Source organism: Methylophilus sp. 3sh_L, from assembly GCF_046766015.1.
Classification (GTDB): Bacteria; Pseudomonadota; Gammaproteobacteria; order Burkholderiales; family Methylophilaceae; genus Methylophilus.
Genome location: NZ_JBKOUF010000002.1, coordinates 372,155 through 386,970 on the forward strand (window position 1 = coordinate 372,155; position 14,816 = coordinate 386,970).

10 protein-coding genes are annotated in these 14,816 nt (G+C 51.1%); 6 read left to right on the plus strand and 4 right to left on the minus strand.

Annotated elements, in window-relative coordinates; genetic code table 11:
* Position 1: 1 nt before the first annotated feature.
* Positions 2 to 1,165, plus strand: coding sequence for a sugar MFS transporter (locus tag ACIDF8_RS07355; protein WP_412009967.1), 1,164 nt, complete (start codon positions 2 to 4; stop codon positions 1,163 to 1,165).
* Positions 1,166 to 1,332: 167 nt separating this feature from the next.
* Here ACIDF8_RS07355 and ACIDF8_RS07360 read toward each other — a convergent pair whose 3' ends face one another.
* The 4 genes from ACIDF8_RS07360 to ACIDF8_RS07375 form a co-directional block, all read right to left on the minus strand.
* The gene (locus ACIDF8_RS07360; protein ID WP_412009968.1) at positions 1,333 to 1,971 is read right to left on the minus strand and encodes a hypothetical protein; all 639 of its coding nucleotides are present in this window, start codon (positions 1,969 to 1,971) and stop codon (positions 1,333 to 1,335) included.
* A 153-nt stretch (positions 1,972 to 2,124) separates the two neighbouring features.
* Positions 2,125 to 3,567: a metalloprotease TldD gene (gene tldD / locus ACIDF8_RS07365; protein ID WP_412009969.1), complete on the minus strand. Its 1,443-nt coding sequence runs from the start codon at positions 3,565 to 3,567 to the stop codon at positions 2,125 to 2,127.
* 94 nt (positions 3,568 to 3,661) lie between these two features.
* Positions 3,662 to 4,516 carry a carbon-nitrogen hydrolase family protein gene (locus ACIDF8_RS07370; RefSeq protein WP_412009970.1) on the minus strand — a complete coding sequence of 285 codons (855 nt, stop codon included), beginning with the start codon at positions 4,514 to 4,516 and terminating at the stop codon, positions 3,662 to 3,664.
* Between the two features lie 34 nt (positions 4,517 to 4,550).
* Positions 4,551 to 8,405 (minus strand): YhdP family protein, encoded by a 3,855-nt coding sequence (locus ACIDF8_RS07375; protein ID WP_412009971.1) that lies wholly within the window; start codon positions 8,403 to 8,405, stop codon positions 4,551 to 4,553.
* Positions 8,406 to 8,603: 198 nt separating this feature from the next.
* Between ACIDF8_RS07375 and ACIDF8_RS07380 the strand changes: the two genes are divergently transcribed.
* The 5 genes from ACIDF8_RS07380 to lysS all read left to right on the plus strand — a co-directional run bounded on the left by ACIDF8_RS07380 (position 8,604) and on the right by lysS (position 14,712).
* A complete protein-coding gene (locus tag ACIDF8_RS07380) occupies positions 8,604 to 10,505 on the plus strand; it encodes an ATP-binding cassette domain-containing protein (RefSeq protein ID WP_412009972.1) in 1,902 nt (633 codons plus the stop codon).
* A gap of 32 nt (positions 10,506 to 10,537) precedes the next feature.
* Positions 10,538 to 11,110, plus strand: coding sequence for a hypothetical protein (locus tag ACIDF8_RS07385; protein WP_412009973.1), 573 nt, complete (start codon positions 10,538 to 10,540; stop codon positions 11,108 to 11,110).
* Positions 11,111 to 11,282: 172 nt separating this feature from the next.
* Positions 11,283 to 11,963: a response regulator transcription factor gene (locus tag ACIDF8_RS07390; RefSeq protein WP_412009974.1), complete on the plus strand. Its 681-nt coding sequence runs from the start codon at positions 11,283 to 11,285 to the stop codon at positions 11,961 to 11,963.
* A gap of 18 nt (positions 11,964 to 11,981) precedes the next feature.
* Complete coding sequence (locus ACIDF8_RS07395; protein ID WP_412009975.1) at positions 11,982 to 13,109, plus strand: sensor histidine kinase; 1,128 nt, start codon at positions 11,982 to 11,984, stop codon at positions 13,107 to 13,109.
* A gap of 64 nt (positions 13,110 to 13,173) precedes the next feature.
* Entirely contained in the window at positions 13,174 to 14,712 is a 1,539-nt protein-coding gene (lysS, locus tag ACIDF8_RS07400; RefSeq protein WP_412009976.1) for a lysine--tRNA ligase, read from the plus strand.
* Positions 14,713 to 14,816 lie beyond the last annotated feature (104 nt).

A 14,816-nucleotide genomic window follows, 5' to 3' on the forward strand; every position in this document is an offset into this window, starting at 1 on the left:
TATGTACAAAAAAGCACTCACCTCGCTGACCATCCTGTTTTTTATGATGGGGTTTATCACCTGCCTGAACGATATTCTGGTGCCTTACCTCAAAGCCATCTTTTCCCTGAGCTATGCCCAGGCGGCCTTAATCCAGTTCTGCTTTTTTGCCGCTTATGGCCTGACCTCCATTCCTTTCAGCAAGTTGATTGAGCAAGTCGGCTACCAAAAGGGCATGGTGATCGGCTTTGCCCTGGCTGCACTGGGCTGCCTGTTTTTTTACCCGGCGGTGTTGTTGCATACCTACGCCTTGTTCCTAGGCGCCTTGTTCGTGCTCGCGTCCGGCATCGTATTATTGCAGGTGGCCGCGAATCCATGCGTCTCCATCATCGGCCCTAAAGAAACCGCTTCTTCCAGGCTCACCATGGCGCAAGCGTTTAATTCACTCGGCACCTTTATCGCCCCGTTTTTTGGCGCTTATTTCATCCTCTCTGGACTCACCAATTCCGTGTATGCGGAAGGCGTCGTCTACCCTTACTTTCTGATTGCAGGCGTCTTAATTGTGATTGCGCTGGTGCTCTCCAAACTCAACCTGTCAGGCATGGAAAGCGCAGAAGCGGACCAGAGCCGCTGGTCTGAAGTATTAAAAGAAAAAGGCCTGCTATTGGGCGTAATCGGCATTTTTGCCTATGTGGGTGCTGAAGTGTCTATAGGCAGTTTTCTGGTCAACTATGTGATGGAAATCAGCCATGTCGCTGAAACCCAGGCCGCACCGTTGGTGGCTTTGTACTGGGGCGGCGCCATGGTCGGCCGCTTTATCGGCATCTTCACCCTCAAGGCATTCGCCCCCGCCAAGGTGCTCATCACCCACGCATTGCTCTCAGTCATGTTTATTCTGGTCTCCATGCAAAGCACAGGCAATCTGGCGATTGCTACCATGGTGCTGGTCGGCTTGTGTAACTCCATTATGTTCCCGACTATTTTCACACTCGGCATTAAAGGCTTAAAAGCAGGCCAAGAGAAAAAAGGCTCAGGCTTGCTCGCAACAGCGATTGTGGGCGGCGCAGTGATCCCACTTTTGACCGGCTTGCTCGCTGATCGCTTGGGAATACATCATGCCTTTGTGTTACCAGTGATTTGTTATGCGTATATCGCTTGGTTTGGTCTGCGTAATTTGAAGTTATAAACTAATAAGGCCGTAGGGTGGGCAACTTGTTGCCCACGCGAGGTAACTTCAAATGTGATGGAGATGGTTGGGTGCAGATCTATTCAGGAATTACTGGCCGCGTGGGCAACGAATTGCCCACCCTACAAGGCTTCCATATGCGTATTTAAAGTCTTAAATTATAGAGTTCATTTGGGGTTACTATACTTTCGCATGAAAAGGTTGACACCCTCAAGCATGAGGTATGCTCGTTGTTTGTTTGAGACTTCCTCCCATTCACCATGGGCTGCTTGATTTCTTAAGCCAGCCCATGCAGTAATGTCCTTTGCATCTTGTTTGGATATTAGATTCTCTGCTAACAATACTTGAGTGTAGCTGTCTATAGATGGTTTTCGCTGGCCTAAGGAAATATCAGCCTCATCAATCCATGTGCGTAAGAACTCTTCAAGAGATGCGCCTATAAGAACGATCGGGGCCGCCGGATGAACTCCTTTAGCTCCAAGTAGCAACTGAGCCTGCTCCAGAAAGTCAGATACAACATCAAGTTGTGCTCGACGAGTAGGTGAAATTTCGTCAAGCAAACCAGCTTCTATGTGCGACCGCAGTGAGTCTAGCGAGGAATTCAGAATTGATGCGTAGTATTCAGAGATGCCACCAGCATTCTCGGCCATACGAACAAAAGAGCTTTTGGGACCTACTACTTGGATCATGAACTCTATTATTTGTGCCTGAATTCCACGTAGACGAGCAGATTGCTCTCCCTTCCCTATCACGCCTATGGAACTCTTCAGGCGATCAATATGCGTGAGAACGGTAATGTAGTCCATATAAACTCTACCTAATTATGTTCGCAAATTAGCGACCTAAAGCGGCAATTAAAATGAGCATTAAAATTTACTATTTGTTTGTATACTGATCTCAGACTATTGTAATAGCTAGCTTATCCAAGAGTTTAGATATCAAAAGCTAATTAAAATTAACTAGGCTGAAGTCCCACCCACCGTCAACCCGTCAATCCTCAACGTAGGTTGTCCTACCCCCACAGGCACACTCTGACCTTCCTTGCCGCAAGTCCCCACGCCACTATCCAGCGCCATATCATTCCCGACCATGCTGACACGTGTCAGTACGTCCGGGCCGTTACCAATCAGGGTTGCACCTTTCACCGGGTAGGTGATTTGGCCATCTTCAATCATGTAGGCTTCAGCGGCGCTGAAGACGAATTTTCCGCTGGTGATATCCACCTGGCCGCCGCCAAAGTTGGCTGCGTAGAGGCCTTTTTTGACTGATTTGATAATCTCTTGCGGGTCTTTGTCGCCGTTGAGCATGTAGGTGTTGGTCATACGCGGCATGGGGATATGCGCGTAGCTTTCGCGGCGGGCATTGCCGGTGAGGTTCATGCCCATCAGGCGGGCGTTGAGCGTATCCTGGATGTAGCCGCGCAGAATGCCGTCTTCAATCAAGACGGTTTTTTCCGGGGCGTTACCTTCGTCATCCATGGTCAGCGAGCCGCGGCGGTCTTTGATAGTGCCGTCGTCGACGATGGTGATGCCTTTGGCGGCCACTTGTTGGCCGATCATGTTGCTGAAGGCGCTGCTGCCTTTACGGTTAAAGTCCCCTTCGAGGCCGTGACCGATGGCTTCATGCAGCAAGATGCCAGGCCAGCCGCTGCCGAGGACGACAGTCATGCTGCCCGCAGGGGCAGGGCGCGCGTCTAGATTGACCAGGGCTTGATGCACGGCTTTTTGTGCGTAGTCTTGCAGCACTTCATCGGTGAAGTAGCTGTAATCAAAACGGCCACCGCCACCGCTAGAGCCTTGTTCGCGACGGCCATTGTGCTCGGCGATGACTTGCAGCGAGACCCTTACCAGCGGGCGCACATCGCCAGCCATGACACCGTCGCTGCGGGCGACCATCACGACTTCATACTCGGCAGCCATGGAGGCCATGACTTGCGTGACGCGTGGATCTTGCGCTTTGGCGTAACGCTCAAGTTTTTCGAGCAGCTTGACCTTGGCGTCAGCACTTAGGCTGGCGATGGGGTCTTGTGGCAGGTAAAGCGGCACATGGCTGCGTGTCACGATGCTATGGCCGGTTTTTTCTTGTCCCAGGCTGGCGATAGCACGGGTCGCGCTGGCAGCCTGTTGCAGGGCGTCGAGATGAATGTCATCCGAATAGGCAAAAGCGGTTTTTTCGCCACTCACGGCGCGCACACCAACGCCTTGGTCAATATTAAAACTTCCGGATTTGACCTGGCCTTCTTCCAGGCCCCAGGATTCGCTGCGGCTATACTGAAAATAAAGGTCGGCGTAGTCGATGTTGTGCGTCATCATGCCTGAGAGCACATTGGTCAGTGCTTCAGCATCCAGTCCGGCGGGGCGGAGCAGTAAATCGTTGGCCGTGGTCAGGTGTGTTTGCGTCATGGGTCTAGTTTACTTTCAGCATCTGGTGAGCAAGTGGGTTAAGGTTTGAGTGACTCTTGGCTTAAGAGTGCCGCCATCCTGCTCAGGGTTTTCATTAAAGTGCTTTAATCGTTTTGTGTTTAAGCGCAGGCAAGCTTTCGCGCAGGTTTTTAATATAGTTGCGGTTAACATTGGCAATCACAATGCCTGAACCGCGTGGTAAGCGGTCAAGCACTACGCCCCACGGGTCGACAATCATACTGTTGCCATGGGTTTCGCGGCCAGATAAATGGTAGCCGCCTTGTGCAGACGCAACCACGTAGCACAGGTTTTCTACCGCGCGTGCACGTACCAGGGTTTCCCAATGTGCTTTGCCGGTGGTTTCGGTAAAGGCTGAGGGCACGACAATCATGTCGACGTCGCCCATGGCACGGAACAGCTCGGGAAAGCGCAAGTCGTAACAAATCGATAGCCCGATCCGGCCAAAAGGGGTGTCTACGGTGACGACGGTATCACCAGGTTCAATAGTGTTTTCTTCATGGTAATGCTCGGTGCCCATATCCATGCCAAACAGGTGAATCTTGTCGTAACGGGCGACTTGTTCGCCTTTGTCGTTATACACCAGACAGCTGTTGCGCACTTTGTTGGCGTAGTGGCTTTCCAGCGGCACCGTGCCAGCGACAATCCAGATTTTGTAGGCTTTCGCTGTTTTGCTTAAAAACTGCTGGATAGGGCCGGCATTCGGTTTTTCGCGGATGGTGACCTTGTCAAAGTCCTTTAAGCCCATGATGCAAAAGTATTCGGGCAGGACCACTAATTTGGCGCCTGCTTTGGCGGCCATTTCAATCAGGCGTTTGGCTTCAACCAGATTGGCAGAAACACTCGGGCTGGAAGCCATCTGGATCGCCGCAACTTTGACGATATCATCATTGGCTGAGGATTTGAGTTTTTTGGTTTTATTGTCGGCCATGGCAAGTTCCCGGTTTAAAAGCTTGATATTGACATTAATGCAGATTTTTTAAGGGCTGAACAGCAGGGCTGGAGGGCGTTTTTTTATCCCCGTCTGCCTCCTGCGGATTATCCCAGGTGCCTGTAATCATATACTCACTGGCACTGATTTTGTTGAGTGGGTCTTTCAGCAGTTTTTGCGCAACAAAGGCGGCGACACCGACTATGGGGCCGCCCGCCAGCGCTGCAAGTGAGACCGAGTCGGAAATATGCGGCACGACACGCACATTGAGGCGCTGTGTTTCAGTCTTGAGGTTGGTTTCTCCCTTGATTCTGGCTTCCGCAGCCGGGCCGGTCATAAACAAGTCGTCGCTGTGCAAAATGCCGTCACGGATATTGGCGGTGGAGGTGATTTTGTCAAAGGCAAACCCTTCACTAAACAGGTCACGGAAATCCAGCGTCAAGCGTCGCGGCAAGCTCTGCAAGCTCAACAGGCCGAGCAAGCGTCCCACGCCAGGTTGCACTTTTAAAATCTGGCCTTTTTCAAGCTGCATGCTGAAGTTGCCGTCCAGGCGTTCGACAGCAAACTCATGCGGGCTACCTGGCCAGCCTAATTGACCGTTCATGCTGCCGGTGCCGCCTTTAACCATTTCTCCTCCTCCTGGCTGAAAACGCTGCAAGGTTTTACCCAGGTTGCTGGAGTTCAGGGTGAATTTGAGCTGTGTCTGCGGGCTGCGCACCGAGTTGCGCCAAGTGCCATCTGCGGTCAGCTGGCTGTCTGGATTGGTGATGTTCATGCGCTGGATGACCCAGCTCTCACTGCTGTTTACCGCTTTCAACTCCAGGCTGCCTAATTGTTTGTCGCCAAACTGGAAGTCTTGCGCGGTAATGTCCAGTTCTGGATAAGTCATGTCCAGCTTGCGTGCTTCGGAAAGCGGCGCAATATTATCGTTATCCGGCGTGCGTGGTACCCGCAGGTAGTTGAGGCGCGCGACCAGCTTGTTTGGTTTGCCAGATAACCAGTTGGCTTCGCCTGCCAGCTCCTGGCTTTGAATCAGCAGCTTGAGACGTTCGCTTTCGGGCGTGATATTCAGTTTGATCTGGTGCAGGTTACGGTCAAATATATGCAGCGTGCCAGCCGTCAGCTCCACTTGATTGAGTGCAAGTGAAGAAGGGCTGCCACTTTGCGTGTTTCCAGCCTGGGTAAGCGTTGGCAACCATTCGTCAAGGTTAAGCTTGGGAAAATCCGCCCTAAGGTTAATGCCATTGCCCGTAGGTAACCTGGCAGGCGTGTTAATGGCGATTTCACCGGCAGTGATAGTGGCCGTATCGCCATTCACTTGCCGGAACAGGTTGGCATGTAGCCACTCATTGTAATCAACCGCAATCTTGTCAGGCTGGTTGGTTTCCTGGCGTACGCGTATGATCAGGTTGGCAGGGGTGTCGACACTTTTTTTCGCGGGCTCGGGCAAGTCAATGGCCATGCCAATCAGCTGGGAACGGATATCCAGCCTCAGGTTAGGGGCCTGTATCAGCAAATTACTTTTCCAGTCTGTGGTGCCGTGCAGCGCGCGTGTTAACAGATTGTTATCCAACTTTTTGAGCGCAGCATCAGTGATACGGCCGCTGCCCTGAATAATCACTGACTTGTCCGGGCGCGTCGTTAGGCTGAGCATGGCAGGGTTATCAAACAAATTGAGTTGTATACCTTGCGCTTGCAGGCCTTTTTCATTGAATTTGAGATGGCCGTTGATATTGCTCATTTCGGGCATGGCCATTTGCGTATTGGCCGCAATATGCCCGTTTTTGATGGCATAGTCACCCTGGAACTGGCTGGCATCCACGTTGTTGAGCGGGATTTGCAAGGCCAGTTTAAGGTCTGCGGCCCCGGTGGCTTTGAGTGTGTCGGTAAAGCCCATGGCCACTTGCTTGACCGGGCTGGTATTCACGAATTTTATGCCTTGCTCCAAGCTGCCGGTTGCGGCAGCCTTTACGCTCAGAATGGGGTCGTCCGCATCCAGTCTGGGGATTTCTACCTGGGCTTGTGTAATGTGCTGGCCAACGGTGGTGGCATTTTTAACCGTAATATCCATGCGCTTGCCTTCAAATTTAAGAAAGGCGTCTATATCTTGTACCTGCGGCCAGTCAGTGCCGTATTCAAGCTTGGCGTGATCCAGCTGTGCGGTGACCCTGAACAGGCCCAGCGCGGGATCGGAATGAAATGCGGCATTCACATACGGAAAGTCCTTGACCTTGCCTTTGACTATGACTTCACCATGCCTGATCTGGCCACTCAGGATAGAGGTATCCAGCCAATGTAACGTTGTCTGGTCCAGCAGCAGCGGGTAGTAAAACGAAGCGAATTTAGCGTCGCCGCGTTCTATCTGGCTATGTAGTTGTATGGTGTCGCCACCGGTGGCACCCAACTGGTATTCCAGGTTGGTCCGTAAAGCGAGGTGGGGGTTGGCAAAGTGAAGATTGTGGGTGGTAATGAGCATTTTCTGCCCGTTATTACGCCACTCAACTTCACCTTGCAATTGGTCTATCGGTAATGGCCAGCGCAGCAATCCAGCGAGTTCAATCACCGCATCACGGGTGTCCAGCTCCAGGCTGCCTGCATTCGGCTTGATCGAGAGTTGCCCAGCCCAGTTTTGCAAGCCGGGGAGTTGCTCATAGGCTTTGGCGTGTAAATGGTTAAAGCCTGCCGTAATGGCATAGTCTTGCCACTGGTTTTCATGGTAAAGCCAGCGGGCCTTTAGTTGGGTCGCGTTACCGGCAGGCGCCATATTTTCAAGATAACGGGTCAGTGTTGCATCCGCCGGCAACCATTGTGCCAGCAGATCGCTTTGACTCAGGCCCAGTTGTTTGAGGGTGAGTGTGGCTTCATGACCATGCTGGTCCCATTGCAGTTCGCCGTTGGCATCAGCAAGGGTCAACCCAGGCTGAATGTCGGCAGAAAAGTGCTTGAGGGTGAGCATCTGCCGTTGTTCCACACGCTGCCAGCGTACTTCCCCACTCAGCGTTTTAGCAATAAAAGTCTGTGACGTGCGCGCAGGCGAGACGGCAACATTGTTGAGCGCCACCTGTGCAGCCAGGCGTTGCAGTTGCAACTTATCAAAGGCCAGCGTGGTGGTCAGGTTCCCTTTGCCGGCAGTCAGGTCTATCGGCAGGTCTATCCAGGGCCGCCATGCGGCCAGATCGGTTTCTGGAAGGCGTAACGAAAGCTCACCATGCCAGGCTTCAGGTTTGGCAACATCATCACCAACCGCAACCGCTTCAACATGAATACGCTGTTGGGTGCCTCTTGAAACCAGCGTGTCGATATGGATGCTGTGACGGTGTAACAACCGTTGCCACACCGGTGTCAATATCTCAATATTCAAATCCTTGAGCAGCAAAGGCGGCGCTTGCCGTTGCTCGTCCAGCCAGGTCACTGTCGCATTAGATACTTTGATCCGCCGTTGAGACAACAGCCAGTTTGCAAAAGCCGGATTGCCCTGCCCAGACATAGACATCCCGGCAAGAAAGACTTCGCCACTGGCCGTCCGCCTGATCACCAAGGTAGGTGCGTCGATACTGAGGCTCACCAAGGAGGGGGAGAGTAATGCCAGGCTGCTCCAGGATAGGCGGGTGGTGACTTGCGCCAGCTCCAGCGCCGGGCGGTGTTGGCTGTCAAACAGGGTCACTTTGCCCAATGTCACTTGCGGTGCCAGCCCGCGCCAGCGGATGGCAATGCTGGCAATGGTGATTTGCTGATTCAGCGATGCACTGAGCTTTTGCTCAATTTGTCCGCGGTAATCGTCAATGTGCGGAAACACATAAAATTGGATGACGCCTACGATGCCTGCCAACAGGATAAGGAGGCCGATCAATAAAGAGAGCAGCCAGCGTTTGATTTTTTGCAGAGGCATATTAGGGGTTTTGCAGGACAAAAAAGATATTATTTATTTGTGTGACTATTTTACTCGAAAACAGTTGCGCCGCCTTCAGCCTTCTTCCTAGATTGCTGTTTCTTAAGCCCTGTTTGCTGGGATTTATCCACCGGTTGGGCATGATTCGTTTAAAATGCGATTCTTTTGCTGTTCGATGTCGTTCAAAGGTATTCAAGCGTGATCCAATTTAAGCAGCTGACTTTTTCGCGGGCAGGCAAGCCCTTGGTCGAAGGGGCCAGTTTTCAGTTGCATCCAGGTCATCGGGTGGGGTTAACCGGGGCAAATGGTGCCGGTAAGTCTAGCCTGTTTGCCCTGTTGCGGGGCGAGCTGGTGGCAGAGGCGGGTGAATTGCTCATTCCGCCGCAATGGGTGATTGCCCATGTGGCGCAAGAAACACCCGCGCTTGCCCAGTCTGCCCTGTCTTATACGCTAGAAGGCGATGAAGAGCTGCATGCGCTGCAATTAAAGTTGGCGCAGGCTGAGGCTGAAGGTACGCAAGATCCTATCCTGATCGCTGAGTGGCATCAACGGCTGGCTGATATTGAAGGCTATAGCGCAGAGGCGCGTGCCAGTGCTTTGCTGGCAGGACTGGGCTTTACGCAGGCGCAGCTCAACCGGCCTGTGAGTGATTTTTCCGGGGGCTGGCGTATGCGCTTGAATCTGGCGCGTGCGCTGATGTGCCGTTCGGACCTGCTGCTACTGGATGAGCCAACCAACCACCTTGATATTGAAGCGGTGATTTGGCTGGAGGGCTGGCTCAGTGCCTATCGCGGTACCTTGTTGCTGATCTCACATGACCGTGAGTTCCTGGACAACACGGTGAATCACATCTTGCATATCGAACAGCGGCAACTGAGCTTATACCGTGGCGGATACAGCGATTTTGAGCGGCAACGGGCCGAGAAGTTGGTGTTACAACAAGCCAGCTATCAAAAACAGCAACAGCAAATTGCACACTTGCAGCAATATATTGACCGATTCCGCGCCAAAGCGACCAAGGCCCGCCAGGCCCAAAGCCGAATCAAGGCGCTTGAGCGGATGGAACGGATCAGTGCGGCGCATGTGGACTCGCCTTTCAGCTTTAGTTTCCGTGAGCTAGGCGCCGCGCCAGACCCCTTGCTGGTCATGAATCAAGCGGCGTTGGGCTATAGCGCACAAGCACTGGTCAAATTGGCGCATCTGGCGATCCGGCCTGGTGAGCGCATAGGCTTGCTGGGTAAAAATGGGGCCGGTAAATCCACCCTGATCAAGGCATTGGCCCAATCGGAAACCTTGCTGGCCGGTGAGCGGGTTGAAGGCAAGGATTTGCGGATTGGCTATTTTGCGCAGCACCAGTTGGAGCAATTGATTGCCGAAGACTCCCCGCTCATGCATTTGCAGCGCCTGGACCCTAAGGCCAGGGAGCAAGAGCTGTTGGACTTTTTAGGTGGTTTTGATTTCAGGGGCGAGATGGCAAAAAGCCCATGTGGCCCCTTTTCTGGCGGCGAAAAGTCCCGGCTGGCGCTGGCGATGTTGATCTGGCAGCGCCCCAACCTGATTCTGCTGGATGAACCCACCAATCATCTGGATATTGAGATGCGCCATGCCCTGTCGATGGCTTTGCAGGCGTATGAAGGCGGCATGGTGATGGTCTCGCACGACAGGACATTACTGGCTACGTGCTGCGAAAAATTCGTCCTGGTCGCTGAAGGCCAGGTAGCCGTTTTTGATGGCGATCTTGAAGATTACAAACAGTCTTTGCTGCAAGCTGCGCCGGCTGCCTTGGCTGAACAAGAGACTACTGCTAACAAACAGAATGTTTACCATCAGCAAAAAGCAGACCGGCAGGCACGGTTGCAAGCGCGTCGGCCATTACTCAAGAGTCTGGCAGCATTAGAGAAGCAGTTGGCTGAGCTTGAGCAAACCAAGCAATCGATTGAAGGGCAACTCGCTGACAGTAACATCTATGAAGCCGCACAGCGCGAAAAATTGCAGGACTTACTGATTACGCAAGCGCAAAACCAGAAGCAGCTGGATAGCGTAGAAAGTGAATGGCTGTCACTTCAGGAAGCCCTAGAGGCGTTACCAGAGGTAGACTGATTATCACAACAATATATATAAAAGGAATATTTATGGAAATGACTTATGAAGCGCGCCTGAAGCTGTTACATCAACTATGCCAGGCACAAGCCGACACTACGCCGCTTTCTGTAGAGGAGGCGAAGTCTGCCCTTGCCAGTGCTGACGTAGAAGATTCAGCACATTACCTGGCCAGCTTTCTCACTTTTCAAGCCATCCGTGCTGCAGAACGTCATCCGGCAGATGAGTTGCAAACTGACTTCGATATGCTGGGTGTGTATCAATGTTTTGCGTTGATGTTATACGCTTTTTTATTGATGCCGTTAACGCAAGATGGGCATCAGCCGGATTATGCTAGGGCGCAAGTCACGATTGCTAAAACGCTGTTTGCAGGCTTGGCGCCAGAAATGCTGGCAGAAATTATCGAATCCGGATTTCACAAATTCCAGCTGATTGCAGAAACCGATTCTGAGCACTGGCTGACCTACCGTGAAAACCTGGATAAAGTGACCATTAGTTACCTGATTGCCAGCACCGACGATGACAGCCCGCATGGCCCGGAGGACGTTTTACCCTTGTTTGGTCAATTACTTAGCCAGCTCTGCGAAGCATTCACTGCGGATTAAATTTTGTATCAAACAAAATTGCGGTATACTTTAATTTGATTTAACATTTTCGATTCAGTTTGAAAACTTGGGTAAAAATGTGTCACTTACGCTTGTTATTGAATTTGTTTGTTCGCTAAGATTCCGTGGCTAAAGTACATTGAGCCTAATGTAAATCTCAAAAAGGACATAAATGAGCAAGCTGCTGTTGATTGACGATGATGTTGAACTAGCCAACATGCTAAAGGAATTCCTGACGCAGGAAGGCTACACCGTGACAACTGCACACGATGGGTTAACTGGCGAGCAATATGTCCTTGCTGGAAAGTTTGACCTTGTCATTCTGGATGTGATGATGCCGGGGCAGGATGGTTTGCAAACCCTGCGCAATATCCGTATGCATTCTGATATTCCTGTATTGATGCTGACCGCCAAAGATGACAACGAAGGCCGCATTGAAGGGCTGGAAGCGGGTGCGGATGATTATGTGCAAAAACCCTGTTTGCCACGCGAACTTGTCGCACGTGTACGTGCCATTTTGCGCCGCCATACCAGTGACAGTCCCAAAGGGAACGATATTGTTGTCGGTCAACTGGTGGTTTCCAGTGAGCGCAGAAAAGTATTTTGGGCAGATAAGCCTATCGTTTTCACCAGTACTGAGTTTAGCCTGATTGAGATTCTTGCCAAGCATGCCGGGACTATCGTCAGTAAAGAAGATTTGTCAGTGAAAGCCCTGGGGCGCCCACTGGTTAAATATGACCGTAGTATTGATGTGCATTTAAGTAGTATCCGTCAAAAAATTTCTGAAGTTTCCGGTGGGGTAAATGTGATCCAAACCATTTACCGCGTTGGGTATCAACTGGTTAGGGAATAACCACTTATTGCGAAGCCTATGGGGCGCCTGTTCTGGAAGTTATTTGCAGCACTTTTTCTGGCGCTCGTTTCAACAGATATTATTGTTGGCAATATTGCGCAGTGGGCGTTGAATCGCGAACTCGTTGCTCATCACGAGAGCTTGCACACTGCCGCTGAACGGCTCAAAACACAGCCTTCTGAAGTTCTGGCGAAAACACTGGCGCACGAACACGCGCCCATGGTGTTTAACTTACCTCTTCCAGTTTTTATTCTGGGTATTCTGGCAAATCTGTTCTTTGCCAGTGTGCTTGCCTGGGCAATTGCACATCCCATCAAACTATTGCTAATCCATCTCAAGAGTGCTGCAGAAGGCGATCTTCTGGTGCGCGTCAGCCCTAAAATCACTGCCACCCATGATGAGTTCTCGGGCTTGGGTGAAGCCTTTGACCTGATGGCGATCCGTTTGAATAACATGATCAAAAGCCAGTCTAAAATGATGCATCATGTGTCGCATGAGTTGCGGTCGCCGCTAGCCAGAATCCAGATGGCGGTCGGTTTGGCGATGCAAAATCCACAAAAGATTCAAAGCTCTTTGCAACGTGTGGAACTTGAAGCGGTGCGCATGGAGCGCATGATTTCCGAGCTGCTTGAAATTTTCCGTTTTGAGTCTGACATCCACAAGTTGCAAAAAGCAGATGTCGATTTAAAGGCCTTACTGACCGGCATCGTTGGCGATGTCATGTTTGAAAAACATGATGCCAAAATCCGGCTGTTGATGCCGGATGAGCCTGTGATTCTCGCTGGGCAACTTGAGTTATTGCAACGTGCGATTGATAACGTGATCCGTAACGCGCTTAAATATGGCCCGGTCGATGGTGAAGTCACCATTGAATTACAGCACAGTGCCCGTACCGGTGAGATTATTCTTGAAATTCAAGACCAGGGCCGGGGCGTAGAGCCGCAAGAGCTGGAACAGATATTCAAGCCTTTTGTCCGTGGTCGCCGTGCCTCGCAAGTTGAAGGGCATGGCATTGGACTCGCCATGACCAAGCACATTGTGGAAGTCCATGGCGGCTTTGTTAAAGCGACGAATCTTAGTCCAGACGGATTCATGATCCGTATTCATTTACCACTCCAGCAAGAAACGTCGCAGACTATGCTCTGAAAATCAGCCTTAACAATGCTAAAATAGCATGTTTAAGATTAAGCAGGCGCATGCCGGATACCCTATGACAGCACAACACTCCAACCTAGATAACGCCACTGAGATCGCAGTGGATGAAAATCATGTGATTGCAGAACGTCGTGAGAAGTTGCGTTTAATGCGCGAACAGGCGCAGAGCACCCAAGCGGCCGTTTTCCCCAACGACTTCAAGCCTGAACATAAAGCGGCTGTCTTGCAAGCCAGCTATGCTGAGACAGACAAGGAAACGCTTGATCCACAGGAAATCCCAGTCGTGGTGGCAGGGCGCATGATGCTCAAACGGGTGATGGGTAAAGCCAGTTTTGCCACAATCCAGGATAGCTCTGCGCGTATCCAGTTGTACATTGCCCGTGACGAAATCGGTGAAGCCTTGTATGACCAGTTCAAGCATTGGGACATGGGTGACATTTTAGGTGCCAAGGGCCGATTGTTTAAAACACGTACCGGTGAGTTGTCTGTGCATGTGACAGAATTGCGTTTGCTCACCAAATCCCTGCGTCCGTTACCAGAAAAATTTCATGGTTTGCAAGACCAGGAAATCAAATACCGCCAGCGCTATGTCGACTTGATCACTTCAGAAGAAACCCGCGAAACGTTCAAGGCGCGTTCTAAAGTAGTGGCTGCGATCAGACAGTTCATGAACGAAAATGAGTTTCTTGAAGTGGAAACGCCGATGCTGCACCCGATTCCAGGGGGCGCCTCAGCCAAACCATTTATTACCCATCACAACGCACTGGATATGCAAATGTTCATGCGTATCGCACCCGAGCTGTATTTGAAGCGTTTGATTGTGGGTGGCTTTGAACGTGTGTTTGAAATCAACCGTAACTTCCGTAATGAAGGTTTAAGCGTACGTCACAATCCTGAATTCACCATGATGGAGTTTTACGCTGCTTACACTGACTACCAATGGCTGATGGATTTTACTGAGCAATGTATCCGTGCCGCAGCGATGGCCGCCCGTGGCACTGCCGTGCTAAGTTACGCTGGTAAAGAGGTCGATTTAAGCAAGCCGTTTGAGCGTTTAACTATCGTTGGTGCAATACAGAAATACGCACCGCAGTACGCACTGGAACAACTGAACGATGCAGAGTTCTTGCGTAAAGAGCTTTTAAAGTTTGGCGTCAAACCATTTGATCATGCCGGCTTAGGGGCTTTGCAGCTGGCCTTGTTTGAAGAGACCGCAGAAAGCCAATTGTGGCAACCAACCTATATTATTGATTACCCGGTTGAGGTGTCACCACTGGCACGTGCATCCGATAAACATCCTGAGATCACCGAACGTTTTGAGCTCTTTATTACCGGGCGTGAAATGGCCAATGGTTTTAGTGAGTTAAACGATGCTGAAGATCAGGCTGCACGTTTCCAGGCCCAGGTAAAAGCAAAAGAAGCGGGCGACCAGGAAGCCATGTATTACGATGCCGACTTTATCCGCGCTTTGGAATATGGCATGCCACCGACAGGCGGTTGTGGTATCGGCATTGATCGGTTGGTCATGCTGATGACTGATAGCCCCAGCATTCGTGATGTGATTCTGTTCCCACACATGCGTGCTGAAACTTAACTCAGAGATGATGTGAAAAAGCCACCTTTAAAGGTGGCTTTTTTTATACTAGTCCGTTGTAAGAAATATGTAAGGTTTGTCATTAAAGTGTCATATTTGTTATT

What these genes read in the sequence shown, in the direction of transcription:
- ACIDF8_RS07355 (WP_412009967.1), top strand. Translation starts at nt 2, where the DNA reads ATGTACAAAAAAGCACTCACCTCGCTGACCATCCTGTTTTTTATGATG.
- ACIDF8_RS07360 (WP_412009968.1), bottom strand. Translation starts at nt 1,971, where the DNA reads ATGGACTACATTACCGTTCTCACGCATATTGATCGCCTGAAGAGTTCC.
- tldD (WP_412009969.1), bottom strand. Translation starts at nt 3,567, where the DNA reads ATGACGCAAACACACCTGACCACGGCCAACGATTTACTGCTCCGCCCC.
- ACIDF8_RS07370 (WP_412009970.1), bottom strand. Translation starts at nt 4,516, where the DNA reads ATGGCCGACAATAAAACCAAAAAACTCAAATCCTCAGCCAATGATGAT.
- ACIDF8_RS07375 (WP_412009971.1), bottom strand. Translation starts at nt 8,405, where the DNA reads ATGCCTCTGCAAAAAATCAAACGCTGGCTGCTCTCTTTATTGATCGGC.
- ACIDF8_RS07385 (WP_412009973.1), top strand. Translation starts at nt 10,538, where the DNA reads ATGGAAATGACTTATGAAGCGCGCCTGAAGCTGTTACATCAACTATGC.
- ACIDF8_RS07390 (WP_412009974.1), top strand. Translation starts at nt 11,283, where the DNA reads ATGAGCAAGCTGCTGTTGATTGACGATGATGTTGAACTAGCCAACATG.
- ACIDF8_RS07395 (WP_412009975.1), top strand. Translation starts at nt 11,982, where the DNA reads ATGGGGCGCCTGTTCTGGAAGTTATTTGCAGCACTTTTTCTGGCGCTC.
- lysS (WP_412009976.1), top strand. Translation starts at nt 13,174, where the DNA reads ATGACAGCACAACACTCCAACCTAGATAACGCCACTGAGATCGCAGTG.